The sequence below is a fragment of the Paractinoplanes rhizophilus genome (genome assembly GCF_042664765.1).
GTDB classification, from domain to species: domain Bacteria; phylum Actinomycetota; class Actinomycetes; order Mycobacteriales; family Micromonosporaceae; genus Actinoplanes; species Actinoplanes rhizophilus.
Genome location: NZ_JBHTBJ010000003.1, coordinates 254,873 through 268,427, shown reverse-complemented (window position 1 = coordinate 268,427; position 13,555 = coordinate 254,873). Strand labels below are relative to the sequence as shown.

The window sequence follows — 13,555 nt, the reverse complement described above, 5'->3', positions numbered from 1 at the left end:
GCGCGATGGACGTACGCAAGATGCCCGCGCCGATGAAGCGGGTCGTGCACCTGGGCTCCCGCTCGTACGGGCGGCTCACCAGCCCCGGCCGGATGACGCCGTCGTTCCTGATCTGCGGCGGGCAGCGCTGCGGGACGACCTCGATGTACCGGGCGCTGGCCGCGCACCCGGTCGTGCTCAAGGCGGTGCTGCACAAGGGCGTCCACTACTTCGACACCTCGTACGACCGCGGGCTCGGCTGGTACAAGGCGCACTTCCCGCTGCACCGCAGCGGCGACCGGATCGCGGAACGCTACGGAGTGCCGGCGCAGACCTTCGAGTCCAGCCCGTACTACATGTACCACCCGCAGGCGGCCGCCCGGATCGCCCACGACCTGCCCGGCGCGCGCCTGCTGGTGCTGGTGCGCGACCCGGTCGAGCGGGCGTACTCGCAGCACCACCACGAGGTGGCGCGGGCCTTCGAGTCCGAGCGGGACTTCGGGGCGGCGCTGGCGCTGGAGCCGGCCCGGCTGCACCGGCAGGAGGAGCGGCTGGCCGAGGACCCGTCGTACTACAGCTTCGCCCACCAGCACCACGCGTACCGGGCGCGCGGCGAGTACGCCCGCTACCTGAGCGTGATGGCCCAGCACGTGGGCCGGGAACGGATCCACGTGGTGGAGAGCGAGCGGTTCTTCACCGAGCCCGAGGACGTCTACGACGAGGTCTGCGACTTCCTGGGGCTGCCGTCCTATCTGGAGCGCCCGCCGTTCGAGCGGCACAACGCCCGGCCCCGGCAGGCCGACATGGATCCGGGGCTGCGCCGCGAGCTCACCGATTACTACCTGCCGCACGACGATGCGCTGGCCCGATGGCTGGGCCGGATGCCCATCTGGCGCCGCACATGACGGATTTGTTGCAGAAGTCGGGCGCGACAAAGGCCGTCGCGCGCGGCGGTCTGGCCAACATGATCGGCTCCGCGCTGGCCGGCGGCACCGGCTTCGCGGTCACCTGGATCGTCGCCCGTAGCCTCGGCCCGGATCAGGCCGGCGCGTTCTTCGCGTCGACGGCCGCGTTCGTGCTGGCCGGCGGCCTCGCCAAGTTGGGCACCCAGACCGGCCTGGTCTACTGGCCGTCCCGGCTGCGCGCCACCGGCCGGCCCGAGCTGCTGGGCGCCTGCCTGCGCACCGGCCTGACCCCGGTGATTCTCGCGTCCTTGGGCCTCGCCGTCGCGATGTGGCTCGCCGCGCCGGCCATCGCGCGCACCACCGCCCACGAAGCGGCGGACGTGGTCGGCGCGCACACCACCGGGCTGCGGGTGCTGGCCGTCTTCCTGCCGCTGCAGGCGCTGACCGACGCGTTGCTCACCGCCACCCGCGGGTACCGGGCGATGCGCCCGACCGTGCTGCTCGACCGGTTCCTCCGCAGCGCGCTGCAGTTGCTGCTGGTGGGCGCGGCCGGGTTGGCGGCGGCGTCGCTCCCCGTCGTCGCCCTGACCTGGGTCGCGCCGTATCTTCCGGTCACGGTGCTTTCGGCGTACGCGATCCGAAAGCTCTATCGCGCGAGCAAGCCGCCCGGAGCGACCACCCACCGGGCCGAACGGCGCGAATTGCGCCGCGACTTCTGGCGTTTCACCGGGCCGCGCGCGCTGGCCAGCGTGGCCCAGCTCGCGCTGCAGCGGGTGGACGTGCTGCTGGTGGCGGCGCTGGGTGGTCTCGTGCCGGCCGCCGTCTACGCGGTCGCCGGGCGGTTTGTCGTGCTTATCCAGTTCGCCAACCAGGGCATCTCCCAATCCGTGCAGCCGCGGCTGGCCGAGGCGCTGGCCACCGGCGACCGCGCGGGCGCCAACCACCTCTACCAGACCGCGACCGGCTGGCTCGTGCTGGTGACCTGGCCGATCAACCTGCTCGTGATCCAGCTGGCCCCGCTCTACCTGCGGCTCTTCGGCGGCGACTACGCCGCCGGGCGGCACGTCGTGATCGTGCTGGCCGGCGCGATGCTGGTCGCGACCGGCTGCGGCATGGTCGACATGGTGCTCGCGATGGCCGGGCGCACCTCGTGGAACCTCGTGAACGTGCTCATCGCGCTGGCCGTCACGATCGGCCTCGACGTGCTGCTCATCCCCCGGCTCGGCGCGCTCGGCGCGGCGATCGGGCTGGCCTGCGCCATGGTCGCGAACAACGTGATGCCGCTGATCCAGGTCGGCCGGGCCGTCGGCCTGCACCCCTTCGGCCCGGGCACCCGCGCCGCCGCCCTGCTGTCGGTGAGTTGTTTCGGCGCGCTGCCGCTGGTGGCCGGCCCCGCCGGCCTCGGCCTCGCCGTTCCGGTCTTTCTGGCGGGGGTCTGGCTGCTCCGCGGCCCGCTCGCGCTGGACGCCTTCACATGTCGACCTCGGAGGAGGACCCGTTGAGCACGGATTACACCAAGGTGTTTCAGGACACCGAGGCGGTCGAGAAGTACGAGAACGTCACGTACGCGCCGGAGAGCTACGCCTCGCAGATCAACCAGCGGCAGCGCGACTACCTGCGCACGCTGGTACGCCGCGAGTTCGGCCCCCGCGCGCCGGTGCAGCACGACTTCGCCTGCGGCACCGGGCGGGCCATCCGCACCCTGCACGGGCTGGTCCGCGAGGCGCACGGCTACGACACGTCGGCCGCGATGATGGCGAAGGCGGCCGAGGTCGGCTCGCACGCGCACTGGCACCAGGTGCCGCCGGACGGGCCGGTGCCCGAGCCGGTGGCGGCCGGCACCCCGGCGATCGTGACCATGTTCCGGCTGCTGCTCAATGTGGACGAGGCGATCCGCGACCGGGCGCTGGCGTTCGCGGCCAAGGCGCTGCCCGACCCGAACGCGGGCGTGCTGGTGGTGGAGAACCACGGCAACGCCGAGTCGCTGCGGCACCTGGGCGCGCGCCGGCATCGCGGGGACCGCTGGTTCGCCGAGCTCTCCCACGAGCAGGTGGAAAAGCTGTTGGACCGGCACGGGTTCGAGATCGTCGAGCGGCGGGGCTTCTCGATGATCACGCCGTCGCTGCACGGCAACCCGCTGGCCCGGGCGGCCGACGCAGCGATGCGGCGGCTGCCGGGGACCGACGGGTACGCGGTGAACGTGCTGTACACCGCTCGTCGTGCGTAAGCGCGTCTGGTCGGTTTTGGCGGTGGGTCTGCTCCTTCTCGCGGGTTGCTCCGGCCGCGACAAACCGAACAAACCACAGCCTTCGCCCGATCTGTCCGGCCGGCCCGCCGCGGTCGCCGTCAACCGGGGGCCGTTCCTCAGTGGACCCGTGCGCGCGCCCAAGCGCGGCGCGCTGGTCGGGGCGTGGATCAAACCCGACGAGCTGACCCACGTCGGCCGGCTCGCCGCGGTCGGCACCCTGGAGAACGACCTCGGCCGCAAGCTCAGCATCATCAACACGTACCGCCGCTTCGATCAGCTGGTCGGCACCCCCTCGGACAAGGAGTTCCTGGCCCAGGGCGCGACGTTGATGGTCAGCTGGGCCACCGGCGACAACCGGTCCATCCTGGACGGCGAGCACGACGAGCTGATCCGCAAGCAGGCCCGCGCCATCCGCCGGATCCACCGGCCGGTCCTGCTGCGGATGCGCTGGGAGATGGACCGCCCCAACCTGCGGGCGACCATGTGGTCCGGCGCCGACTACATCGCGGCCTGGAAGTACGTGCGCGCCATCTTCCGGCAGGAGCGGGCGAACAACGTCTCCTGGGTGTGGTGCCCCACCGCCGAGGGCTTCGCCCGCGGCGACGCGCCGGCCTTCTACCCCGGCGACGACCAGGTCGACTGGACCTGCGTCGACGTCTACGCCGGCGAGGTCTTCCAGCCGATCGGCCGGCTCATGGGCCCGTTCCTGACCTGGGCCGCGCAGCATCCCAAGCCGATCGTGATCGGCGAGTTCGGGGTGGCCAAGGCGTGGGGCTCGGCCGGCCGGGCGGCGTGGTTGGCCGACGCCGCGCGGACGTTCAAGGCCAATCCGCAGATCAAGGCCATCGCCTACTTCGAGTCCGACCCCGAGGGCAACGGCCCGACCAAGCAGTTCCAGCTCAGCGGGGACAAAGCGGCGTTCAAGGCGTTCCACAAGCTGGCGACGGACCCGTACTTCAATCCTTGATCGGCTCCAGGAACTCGAGCCGGTTGCCGTGCGCGTCCGGCGCGTAGAGCCGCCGGTGACCCGGGAAATGGGGATCCCACTCCACCGGGTGACCGGCGGCTTCGAGTTTCTCCGCCAACAGATCAAGACCGTTGACGAGTACGCCGGGATGGGCCTTCTGCTCCGGCACGAAGTCCGGCACCGGGCTGATGTGGACCTCCCAGCCCCCGGCCCGGAACCAGCACCCACCCCGGGCCGCCAGCACCGGGGGCTTCGGCAGCTCGGTCATGCCCAGCACGCCCGCGTAGAAGGCGCGGGCCGCCTCCTCGCCGCCGGGCGGGCAGAGCAGCTGGACGTGATGCAGGTCTTCGATCGTGAACGTCATGACTTAACAGTACGCGCGTACTGTTAAAGTCCGCCTGTGGATGCCCGCGATTTCTTGTCGCACCCAGGTGTTCTACTCGTCCCCACCCAGTGCCGGGGCGGGGGATGGACTGTGGGCGGCTGGAAGATCAAGATCGCGGGGCTCCGCCCCCCGCCCCGGCCATCGCTCGGAGATCTCGCTGGCGATGGTTGCGGTGGGGGCGTGGGTGATCTCCTCGCGGCGGCACCTGGAGGCGATCACACCGGTGGGTGGGGCGCAAGCAAACCCCGCTTGCACCCCACCCACCAGCGCGATATTGCCGGGGGTGCCGTCGCGAGGAGATCACCCACTCAGGGAAGGATGTGGGCGACTTAAGAGCCGGGATGGCGGGCGCTGCCTTTGCGGTTCGTTTGCGATTGCCGGGGCGCCGGTGGGCCGATGGTCTCATGATGTGGCGCTCATTCTCGATTGCCGAGACGGGATCCCGGATAGCGGCGGCGCGTCTCAGCACTTGAACGAACGGTCCACTATGCGAGAGGAAGCTCGGCCACGTGTCCGGAATTTGCGGCTATATCGGGCGAGAGTTGATCTAACGAGGCCGGCGGTGATGAATAGGCGTCAGCTTCAAACGGCAGCTTATCAAGATCGGCGGGCGGCCCCGGCGGCCGGCGGATGAGGGCGGGCGGTGTGGGTCAGTCGCGGGCGCGCACGCGCTGGGCCGGCGCCCGGGCGAGCAGCTTCAGGGCGTAGGGCGCGTCGTGTCGCAGGTAGCGGCCGGCCAGCCGGCGGGGCTCCACGCCGAGCCGGTGTGCCCACTCCAGGCCGGTGCGCTGCATCCAGCGCGGCGCCCGGGCCACGTCGCCGGCCACGAAGTTGACCGCCGCGCCGCAGCCGATGAACCAGCTCTGCGGGAGATCGCCGCGCAGCCGGCCGATCATGCGCTCCTGCTTGGGGAAGCCGAGCCCGACGAAGACCAGATCCGGGCGGGCGTCGACGACTTTCGCGCAGAACTCCTCGTACGCGATGGGGTCCTGCTCGAAGCCGAAGTCCGGGCAAAGCGTGCCGGCCACCCGCAGCCCCGGGCATTCCCGTTCCAGCCGGTCGGCGGCGCGGGCCGCGCCGTCGTTCGCCGGGGCGCCGCCGATCACGAAGATGGATCTCTTGTCGCGCGCCAGCCCGGCGGAGAGCGACCAGATCAGGCTGCTGCCGGCCACCCGCTCCGGCAGCGGGGTGCCGCCCAGCCTGCTCGCCCAGATCAGCGGCATGCCGTCGGCCACGATCAGATCGGCGTCGTCGAGGTGCTCGCGCGCCTCCGCGTCCGTCTGCGCCCGGCGCAGGATGTCGATGTTCGGCGTGATGATCCGGCCGCCCCGGCCACGGTTGAGGGCGTCGCGCACCACCGCGACGACCTCCGCCTCGGTGATCCGGTCGATACCCGTGCCGTCCAGGTCAACCCGGTCGAAAGCCTCGATGGTCACCCGTCGCCTCCTTCGCGGTTGTTGCCTCGTTATAGGAGCGAAACGAGCGAAGGTGGGCCAAAGTGGCACGGGTGTTATTTCTGGGTGGATTAGGACGTAGCGGCACGACGCTCGTCGAACGTCTGCTCGGCGAGCTTCCCGGGGTGTGCGCGCTCGGCGAGGTGGTCCACCTCTGGCAGCGCGACCTCCGCGACGACGAGCGCTGCGGGTGCGGCGCGCGCTTCTCGGCCTGCGGGTTCTGGCGGCGGGTCGGCGCGCTCGCGTTCGGCGGCTGGCACAACGTCGACGTCGACCGGGTGCACCACCTGCGGGCGGCGGTCGAGCGGACCCGGCACATCCCGCGGCTGGCCACGGCCGTGGAGGCGCCGGACGAGGTGCACGAGTACGCCGGGTACTACTCCCGGGTGTACGCGGCGGCGGCCGAGGTCTCCGGCGCCCGGATCGTCGTCGACTCCTCCAAGCACTCGGCGCTGGCGCACGTGCTGCGCTGGTCGGCCGGGTTGAACCTGCGGGTGGTGCACGTGGTGCGGGACGCGCGCGGGGTCGCGTACTCCTGGACCAAGACGGTCGCCCGGCCCGAGACGGACGGCGCCGAGGAGATGACGAAGTACTCGCCGGGCCGCTCGGCAATGCTGTGGAACGCGCACAACGCCGCCTTCGGGCTGCTCGCCCGGCGCGGGGTGCCGGTACGCCGGATCCGCTACGAGGAGTTCGTGTCCGATCCGCGGCTGGTGCTCGCCGACCTGGCCGCGTTCGCCGGCGTCTCGCTCGGCCCGTCGGATCTGGACTTCATCGAGGACGGGCACGCCGACCTCAAGGTGGGCCACAGCGCGGCCGGCAACCCGATGCGGTTCACGGTCGGCCGGGTGGCGCTGCGCCGCGACGACGCGTGGGTGTCGGCGCTGCCGCCGCGGCAACGACGCCTGGTCGGCGCGGTCTGCGCGCCCATGCTCCGGGCGTACGGATATCCGGTTTCCGTGGAGGCGCAGCGATGAACTGGCCCTCGGTCGGGGTCGTGATCCCCACCCGCAACCGGCCCGAGCTGGTCCGCCGGGCGATCGCGTCGGTGCGCGAGCAGCGTTACCCGGGCGACCTGAAAGTCCTTGTCGTGTACGACCAGACCGAGCCCGACTACCTGCTCGCCTCCACCGAGGGCGTACGGGTGCTGGTGCTGACCAACTGGCGCACGTCCGGCCTGGCCGGGGCCCGCAACACCGGGATCCTCGCGCTGGACACCGAGCTCGTGGCGTTCTGCGACGACGACGACCGCTGGCGGCCCGACAAGCTGCGCCGCCAGGTCGCGGCGCTGCTCGCCGACCCGGACGCCGAGATGGCGACGTGTGCGATCGAGGTCGAGTACGAGGGGCGGTGCACGCCGCGGCTGGCCGGGCGCAGCCGGGTGACCGTCGACGAGCTGGCCCGCTCCCGGATGGCGATGCTGCACTCGTCGTCGTTCCTGCTCCGGCGGGACGCGCTCGCCGAGGATGCGATCGGCCTGGTCGCCGAGGACGCGCCGGGCAGCCAGAACGAGGACTGGGACCTGCTGCTGCGGGCCGCGCGCCGGGCGCCGATCGTGCACCTGGACGAGCCGTTGGTGCGGGTGCTGTGGGGACGGACGTCTCATTACGCGTACGAGTACGCCACCAAGATCTCGTCGCTGCGGTGGATGATGCAGCGCCACCCCGAGATCAGCGGGTGCAAGCCCGGCGCGGCCCGGGTGTACGGGCAGCTGGCGTGCTGGTCGGCGGCGTCCGGCAACCGCAGTCAGGCCTGGCAGTTCAGCAAGGAGGCGGTGCGGGCCAACTGGAAGGAGCCGCGGACCGCGATCGCGCTGGCCGCGATGACGGGTGCGGTCAAGGTCGAGAATGTTCTCTCGGCGCTGCACAAGCGCGGGCGGGGTATCTAGCCCCACTCTTTTCACCACACCCGATCGCACGGTAGTGTTCGGGTGTGTTCGAAATAGTGCGGATGCTTTAATGCTCGCCCAACAGCGCCAGGCCGCCATCCTCGACCGGGTCCGGGCCGCCGGCGGCGTCCGGGTCAGCGAGCTGGCCGCCGAGTACGGCGTCTCCGACATGACGATCCGCCGCGACCTGGAGTCGCTGGCCGATCGCGGCCTCCTGGCGAAGGTACACGGCGGCGCGACCACGGTGAGCCCCGGCTCCGCCCACGAGCCCGGCTTCGCCGCCAAGTCCGTGCGCCAGCGCGCGGAAAAGGCGGCCATGGCCATGCACGCGGCCGGTCTCGTCTCCCCCGGCGACGCCATCGCGCTCTCGGCCGGCACCACGACGGCCGGCCTCGCCCAGCGGCTGGTCGACGTCCCGGCGCTGACCGTGGTCACCAACTCGATCCCGGTCGCCGACGTCTTCTACCGCGCCGGGCGGCCCGACCAGACCGTGGTGCTCACCGGCGGCACGCGCACCCCCTCCGACGCCCTGGTCGGCCCGGTGGCGGTCGCCGCGATCGGCACGCTGCACCTCGACATGCTCTTCCTCGGCGTGCACGGGATGAGCGAGCGCGCCGGATACACCACGCCCAACCTGATGGAGGCCGATGTCAACCGAGCCCTGGTGGAGGCGGCCGAGCGCCTCGTCGTGCTGGCCGACCACACCAAGTGGGGCACGGTCGGCATCTCGTCGATCGTCCCGCTCGAGCGCGCCGACGTGCTGATCACCGACGACGGGCTCGACCAGCAGGCCCGCGCGCTGCTGGACGAGACGGTGCCCGAGCTCGTGGTGGTGAGCGCGCCGTGACCTTCAAGGAGCGTACGGCCATCCGCCTGTCGGACGGCCGCGAGCTGATCTACTTCAACGAGGAGCCGCACAGCCACCGGGCCGAGTACCCGGACACCCGGCACCTCCCGCCCCCACCGCCCGCCTCGCAGCTGCGCTACGACCCGCTCGTCGACGAGTGGGTGGCGGTCGCGGCGCACCGGCAGACGCGCACGTTCCTGCCGCCCAGCGACGCCTGCCCGCTGTGCCCGTCGACGCCGTCGTTCGCCAGCGAGATCCCGGCGCCCGACTACGACGTGGTGGTCTTCGAGAACCAGTTCCCGGCGTTCAGCGATCGCATCAAGCCCGACGAACTGGGTCACTCAGATCTGGCCTCCCTCACCGACCTCGTGCCGGTGCGGCCCGGCATCGGCCGCTGCGAGGTCATCTGCTTCACCAGCGACCACAACGGCTCGTTCGGCAAGCTCTCGCCGTCGCGGGTGCGCACGGTGGTCGACGTGCTCGCCGACCGCACCGCCGAGATGTCGACGATCACCGGCGTCGCGCAGGTCTTCCCCTTCGAGAACAGGGGCGTCGAGATCGGCGTGACCCTGCACCATCCGCACGGGCAGATCTACGCGTACCCGACGGTGCCGCCGCGCACCCAGCAGATGCTGCGGGCCGCCGGTCGCTACCGCTCCCGGACGGGACGTGACCTCTACACCGACGTGCTCGCGGCCGAGCGGGCCGCCGAGGTGCGGGTGGTGGCGGCCAACGAGCATTGGACCGCGTACGTGCCGGCCGCGGCCCGCTGGCCGTACGAGGTGCAGCTGGCCCCGCACCGCAAGGTGCCCGACCTGCCCGCCCTCTCGGACGAGGAGCGCGACGCGTTCGGCCCGCTCTACCTGGACGTGCTGCGCCGGTTCGACGCGCTGTTCGGCAAGCCGATGCCCTACATCTCGGCCTGGCACCAGGCGGTCGTCGGCGAGGGGCGCGAGCTGGGCTACCTCCACCTGCAGCTGTTCAGCATCCGCCGCGCCGCCGACAAGCTGAAGTACCTGGCCGGCTCGGAATCGGCGATGGGCTCCTTCATCAACGACATCGTCCCCGAGAAGGCGGCCGAGACGCTGCGCTCGCTCTGAGATCACAGTTGCTTTCCGGATTCTCTTCCGAGATTGTCGGACTTATGGGATTCGCCTGGTCCAACATGTTCGTCACGCCCGAGGAGGATCCGCGCACCGACGGCGGCTTCGTCGGGGAACGGGACACACTGCTCGGCTACCTGCGCGACCAGCGCCTGACGCTCGAGCTGAAATGCGCCGACCTGACCCCCGAGCAGTTGGCGGCGCGCTCGGTCGAGCCGTCACCGATGTCGCTGCTCGGCCTGGTGCGGCACATGGCGGGTGTCGAGCAGAACTGGTTCCGGGTGCACCTGGCCGGCTTCCAGGTGCAGCGGCACTACCGCACCGAGCAGGACCGTGACCTCGACTTCAACGGCGCGGTCGCGGACCCCGAGGTGGTCGCCGACGCCTTCCAGACCTGGAAGAACGAGATCGCGTTCGCCGAGGACTACGTCGACTCCATCGAGGACCTCGGCTACGTGGGCGAAGGCGATCTGGCGCTGCGCGAGGTCCTGGTCCACATGATCGAGGAGTACGCCCGCCACAACGGCCACGCCGACTTCCTGCGCGAGCGCATCGACGGGCGCATCGGCCAGTAACCGGTTCCGCCGGCGCCGACCGCGCGGGGCGAGGCGAGGAGGGGCGGGGGGCCCGGGACAAGGCCCCCCGCAGGGAAGGGACAGGTCGCGCTGATCGCCGGGGAACCGACGGGCGCCCGGGACAAAGGCAACCATCGGCGGGCGAATCCTCGGCGGCGCGACCGTCTTTCGCTTGGAAAACGAGGGCCATATCCCCCGGTTACGGAAATAAACATGCAATTTGCGGCATACGTTTAAAGCTGCACCACCAGGTCCCGGTTCTCCCGGAGGAACGTGACGATCGGGTCCGGCGCCGTCGCCGGCGAGCCCGCCCGGAACGGCGGCTGCGGGTCGTACTCGATGCCGAGCTGCACCGTCATCGCGGCCTCCGGGCCGAAGACCTTGCCGAGCAGCGCGAGGGCCATGTCGATGCCGGACGAGACGCCGGCGGCGGTGGCGTACTTGCCGTCGAAGACGACGCGCTCGGCGGTGGGCTCGGCGCCGTAGTCGCGCAGGTGGTCGAGGGCCATCCAGTGCGAGGTGGCCCGGCGGCCGGTCAGCAGGCCGGCCACGCCGAGGATCAGCGAGCCGACGCAGACCGACGTGGTCCAGGTCGATATGGCGTCGGCGGCTCGCAGCCACTCGTGGATCGGGCCGGGCGTCAGCGGCGGCGCGTACCCGCCGGGGACCAGCACGATGTCGGCCGTCGGCGCTTCGTCAAGGGACGAGTCGGCGACCAGCGTCAGGTACCCGGTGTCGGTGCGGACCGGGCCGGCCTTCTCGGCGACGAACCGGACCTCGTTGCCGGGGAAGCGGCTGAGCACCTCGTAGGGACCCACCGCGTCGAGCGCGGTCATCCGGTCGTACAGCAGGATGTTGATCTGCATGGTCTTTCTCCTCAGAATCGTCGGCGATATTCGGCCGGGGACACGCCGAGGGCCTGGAGGAAGGCGCGGCGCATGGCCTCGGGGGTGCCGTAACCGGCGGTGCGGGAGACTTCGGCGACGCCGTCCGAGGTGTCCTCGAGGAGCCGGCGGGCGGTTTCCAGGCGTACGCGATCGACGTAGCGGCCCGGCGGCACCCCGATCTCGGCGGTGAACGCCCTGGAGAACTGCCGGGGCGAGAGGTTGGCGGCGGCCGCGAGGGCGGGCACCGAGAGATCGCGCTCGGGATGCTCGTCGATCAGCCGTTGCACCTCGCGCAGCGGCTCGCGGTGCGCGACCTGGCCGGCGAGCTGGGCGCTGAACTGGCTCTGGCCGCCCGGCCGGCGCAGGAACATGACCAGGCCGCGGGCGATGGCGAGGGCGACGTCGCGGCCGAGGTCCTCCTCGACCAGGGCGAGCGCGAGGTCGATGCCGGTGGTGACGCCGGCCGAGGTGGCGACCCGGCCGTCGCGTACGAAGATCGGCTCGGCGTCGACGTTGATCTTGGGGTGGCGCGAGCGCAGCGATTCACAGAACTGCCAGTGCGTGGTGGCTTTCCGGTCGTCCAGCAGACCGGCCTCGGCCAGCAGAAACGCACCGGTGCAGACCGACATGATCCGCTGGGCTCTGGCCCCGTTGGCCCGGATCCAGGAGACGACGTCTTCCGGCGGCTCGCGGGTGCCCTCGCCGCCCGGCACCACCAGCGTGTCCGGAACTTCCGACAAATCGCCGTCGGGGACGAGGCGAAGGCCGCTCGACGTACGAACCGGGACGCCACCGACGCTCGCCGTCGTGACGCGATAGCCGGCGTAGGTGAAGACCTCCAACGGGCCGGTCACGTCGAGGCTCTGCACCCCGTCGAAGAGCACGATCTGCACGTGGTGACGCATGAACCGATCGTCCCGGCGTACGCGTCATGACCGCAATGACGAAGAACCCACCTTTTACGACGTCGAGGCCGCCGGCATTCTGCCGGCGGCCTCGACGCAAAGCACAATCAACTGAGTTTGCGGGCCAGGTTTTCGTCGAGCGCGTTCATGAACTCGTCCGTCGTGAGCCAGGGGGCGTCGCGCGAGATCAGCAACGCCAGGTCCTTGGTCATCTGGCCGCCCTCGACGGTCTCGACGCAGACCTTCTCGAGCGTCTCGGCGAACTCGGTGACCGCCGGGGTGCTGTCCAGCACGCCGCGGTGCTTGAGGCCGCCGGTCCAGGCGAAGATCGAGGCGATCGGGTTGGTCGACGTCTTCTCGCCCTTCTGCCACTGGCGGTAGTGGCGGGTGACCGTGCCGTGCGCGGCCTCGGCCTCGACCGTGCGGCCGTCCGGGGTCATCAGCACCGAGGTCATCAGGCCGAGCGAGCCAAAGCCCTGCGCCACGGTGTCGGACTGCACGTCACCGTCGTAGTTCTTGCAGGCCCAGACGTAGCCGCCTGCCCACTTGAGCGCGGCGGCGACCATGTCGTCGATGAGCCGGTGCTCGTAGGTGAGGCCCGCGGCGGCGAACTGGTCGGCGAACTCGGTCTCGAAGATCTCGGCGAACAGGTCCTTGAACCGGCCGTCGTAGGCCTTGAGGATCGTGTTCTTGGTGGAGAGGTAGACCGGGTAGTTGCGGGCCAGGCCGTAGCGGAACGAGGCGCGCGCGAAGTCGCGGATCGACTCGTCGAAGTTGTACATGCCCATGCCGACGCCGCCCTGCGGGAAGTCGGCCACATGGAACTCGATCGGGGCCGAGCCGTCGTCGGGAGTGAAGGTCATGGTGAACTTGCCGGCGCTCGGCGCGACGAAGTCGGTGGCCTTGTACTGGTCGCCGTGGGCGTGCCGGCCGATGATGATCGGCTTGGTCCAGCCCGGTACCAGCCGCGGCACGTTCTGCATGATGATCGGCTCGCGGAACACGACGCCGCCGAGGATGTTGCGGATCGTGCCGTTCGGCGAGCGCCACATCTTCTTCAGGCCGAACTCCTCGACCCGCGCCTCGTCCGGCGTGATCGTGGCGCACTTGACGCCGACGCCGTGCCGCTTGATGGCGTTGGCCGCGTCGATCGTCACCTGGTCGTCGGTCTCGTCGCGGTGCTGGATCGACAGGTCGTAGTGCTCGAGGGGGACATCGAGGTAGGGCAGGATCAGCTGCTCCCGGATCTGCTTCCAGATGATCCGGGTCATCTCGTCGCCGTCGAGCTCCACGACCGGGTTTGTGACCTTGATTTTCGCCATCGGCCGGCGCTCCTCTCCCGAAACCATGTTTAGCAGTACGAGCGTACTGCCCAGCGGGTCAAGCTTGTCGACCGCCCCCGACCTGGCGTT

The 13,555-nt window shown here is 70.8% G+C and carries 14 protein-coding genes; 9 read left to right on the top strand and 5 right to left on the bottom strand.

Annotated features, from left to right (window positions below):
- The first annotated feature begins 5 nt into the window (after positions 1-5).
- From ACFQS1_RS07135 to ACFQS1_RS07120, 4 genes are read left to right on the top strand one after another with little or no spacing between them, the layout of a single operon-like run.
- Complete coding sequence (locus tag ACFQS1_RS07135) at positions 6-884, top strand: sulfotransferase domain-containing protein (protein ID WP_378965331.1); 879 nt, start codon at positions 6-8, stop codon at positions 882-884.
- Positions 881-2,386 (top strand): lipopolysaccharide biosynthesis protein, encoded by a 1,506-nt coding sequence (locus ACFQS1_RS07130; RefSeq protein ID WP_378965329.1) that lies wholly within the window; start codon positions 881-883, stop codon positions 2,384-2,386. Before ACFQS1_RS07135 ends, ACFQS1_RS07130 begins: the two co-directional genes overlap by 4 nt.
- Entirely contained in the window at positions 2,383-3,111 is a 729-nt protein-coding gene (locus tag ACFQS1_RS07125; protein ID WP_378965328.1) for a methyltransferase domain-containing protein, read from the top strand. Before ACFQS1_RS07130 ends, ACFQS1_RS07125 begins: the two co-directional genes overlap by 4 nt.
- A complete protein-coding gene (locus ACFQS1_RS07120; protein WP_378965327.1) occupies positions 3,104-4,099 on the top strand; it encodes a glycosyl hydrolase in 996 nt (331 codons plus the stop codon). Before ACFQS1_RS07125 ends, ACFQS1_RS07120 begins: the two co-directional genes overlap by 8 nt.
- On the opposite strand, the gene ACFQS1_RS07115 is transcribed toward ACFQS1_RS07120, so the two are convergent.
- Entirely contained in the window at positions 4,089-4,463 is a 375-nt protein-coding gene (locus ACFQS1_RS07115) for a VOC family protein (protein WP_378965326.1), read from the bottom strand. The genes ACFQS1_RS07120 and ACFQS1_RS07115 overlap by 11 nt on opposite strands.
- Positions 4,464-5,134: 671 nt before the next feature.
- A complete protein-coding gene (locus ACFQS1_RS07110; RefSeq protein WP_378965325.1) occupies positions 5,135-5,920 on the bottom strand; it encodes a WecB/TagA/CpsF family glycosyltransferase in 786 nt (261 codons plus the stop codon).
- Between the two features lie 62 nt (positions 5,921-5,982).
- On the opposite strand from ACFQS1_RS07110, the gene ACFQS1_RS07105 reads away from it, so the two are divergent.
- The 5 genes from ACFQS1_RS07105 (at position 5,983) to ACFQS1_RS07085 (ending at position 10,351) form a co-directional block, all read left to right on the top strand.
- Entirely contained in the window at positions 5,983-6,915 is a 933-nt protein-coding gene (locus ACFQS1_RS07105) for a sulfotransferase (RefSeq protein WP_378965324.1), read from the top strand.
- Entirely contained in the window at positions 6,912-7,826 is a 915-nt protein-coding gene (locus ACFQS1_RS07100) for a glycosyltransferase family A protein (RefSeq protein WP_378965323.1), read from the top strand. Before ACFQS1_RS07105 ends, ACFQS1_RS07100 begins: the two co-directional genes overlap by 4 nt.
- Positions 7,827-7,896: 70 nt before the next feature.
- Positions 7,897-8,673: a DeoR/GlpR family DNA-binding transcription regulator gene (locus ACFQS1_RS07095; protein WP_378965322.1), complete on the top strand. Its 777-nt coding sequence runs from the start codon at positions 7,897-7,899 to the stop codon at positions 8,671-8,673.
- Complete coding sequence (gene galT, locus ACFQS1_RS07090) at positions 8,670-9,773, top strand: galactose-1-phosphate uridylyltransferase (protein WP_378965321.1); 1,104 nt, start codon at positions 8,670-8,672, stop codon at positions 9,771-9,773. The genes ACFQS1_RS07095 and galT overlap by 4 nt, the downstream gene beginning before the upstream one ends.
- A 44-nt stretch (positions 9,774-9,817) precedes the next feature.
- The gene (locus tag ACFQS1_RS07085; RefSeq protein ID WP_378965319.1) at positions 9,818-10,351 is read left to right on the top strand and encodes a DinB family protein; all 534 of its coding nucleotides are present in this window, start codon (positions 9,818-9,820) and stop codon (positions 10,349-10,351) included.
- A 233-nt stretch (positions 10,352-10,584) separates the two neighbouring features.
- On the opposite strand, the gene ACFQS1_RS07080 is transcribed toward ACFQS1_RS07085, so the two are convergent.
- The 3 genes from ACFQS1_RS07080 to ACFQS1_RS07070 all read right to left on the bottom strand — a co-directional run bounded on the left by ACFQS1_RS07080 (position 10,585) and on the right by ACFQS1_RS07070 (position 13,465).
- Positions 10,585-11,217 carry a DJ-1/PfpI family protein gene (locus ACFQS1_RS07080; RefSeq protein ID WP_378965318.1) on the bottom strand — a complete coding sequence of 211 codons (633 nt, stop codon included), beginning with the start codon at positions 11,215-11,217 and terminating at the stop codon, positions 10,585-10,587.
- Between the two features lie 11 nt (positions 11,218-11,228).
- Entirely contained in the window at positions 11,229-12,143 is a 915-nt protein-coding gene (locus ACFQS1_RS07075) for a GlxA family transcriptional regulator (RefSeq protein ID WP_378965317.1), read from the bottom strand.
- Positions 12,144-12,250: 107 nt separating this feature from the next.
- Entirely contained in the window at positions 12,251-13,465 is a 1,215-nt protein-coding gene (locus ACFQS1_RS07070; protein ID WP_378965315.1) for an NADP-dependent isocitrate dehydrogenase, read from the bottom strand.
- Positions 13,466-13,555 lie beyond the last annotated feature (90 nt).

Excerpts from the sequence above, each read along its gene's own strand:
- ACFQS1_RS07135 (WP_378965331.1), top strand. The coding sequence starts at position 6 with ATGGACGTACGCAAGATGCCCGCGCCGATGAAGCGGGTCGTGCACCTG.
- ACFQS1_RS07130 (WP_378965329.1), top strand. The coding sequence starts at position 881 with ATGACGGATTTGTTGCAGAAGTCGGGCGCGACAAAGGCCGTCGCGCGC.
- ACFQS1_RS07115 (WP_378965326.1), bottom strand. The coding sequence starts at position 4,463 with ATGACGTTCACGATCGAAGACCTGCATCACGTCCAGCTGCTCTGCCCG.
- ACFQS1_RS07100 (WP_378965323.1), top strand. The coding sequence starts at position 6,912 with ATGAACTGGCCCTCGGTCGGGGTCGTGATCCCCACCCGCAACCGGCCC.
- ACFQS1_RS07095 (WP_378965322.1), top strand. The coding sequence starts at position 7,897 with ATGCTCGCCCAACAGCGCCAGGCCGCCATCCTCGACCGGGTCCGGGCC.
- ACFQS1_RS07085 (WP_378965319.1), top strand. The coding sequence starts at position 9,818 with ATGGGATTCGCCTGGTCCAACATGTTCGTCACGCCCGAGGAGGATCCG.
- ACFQS1_RS07080 (WP_378965318.1), bottom strand. The coding sequence starts at position 11,217 with ATGCAGATCAACATCCTGCTGTACGACCGGATGACCGCGCTCGACGCG.
- ACFQS1_RS07075 (WP_378965317.1), bottom strand. The coding sequence starts at position 12,143 with ATGCGTCACCACGTGCAGATCGTGCTCTTCGACGGGGTGCAGAGCCTC.
- ACFQS1_RS07070 (WP_378965315.1), bottom strand. The coding sequence starts at position 13,465 with ATGGCGAAAATCAAGGTCACAAACCCGGTCGTGGAGCTCGACGGCGAC.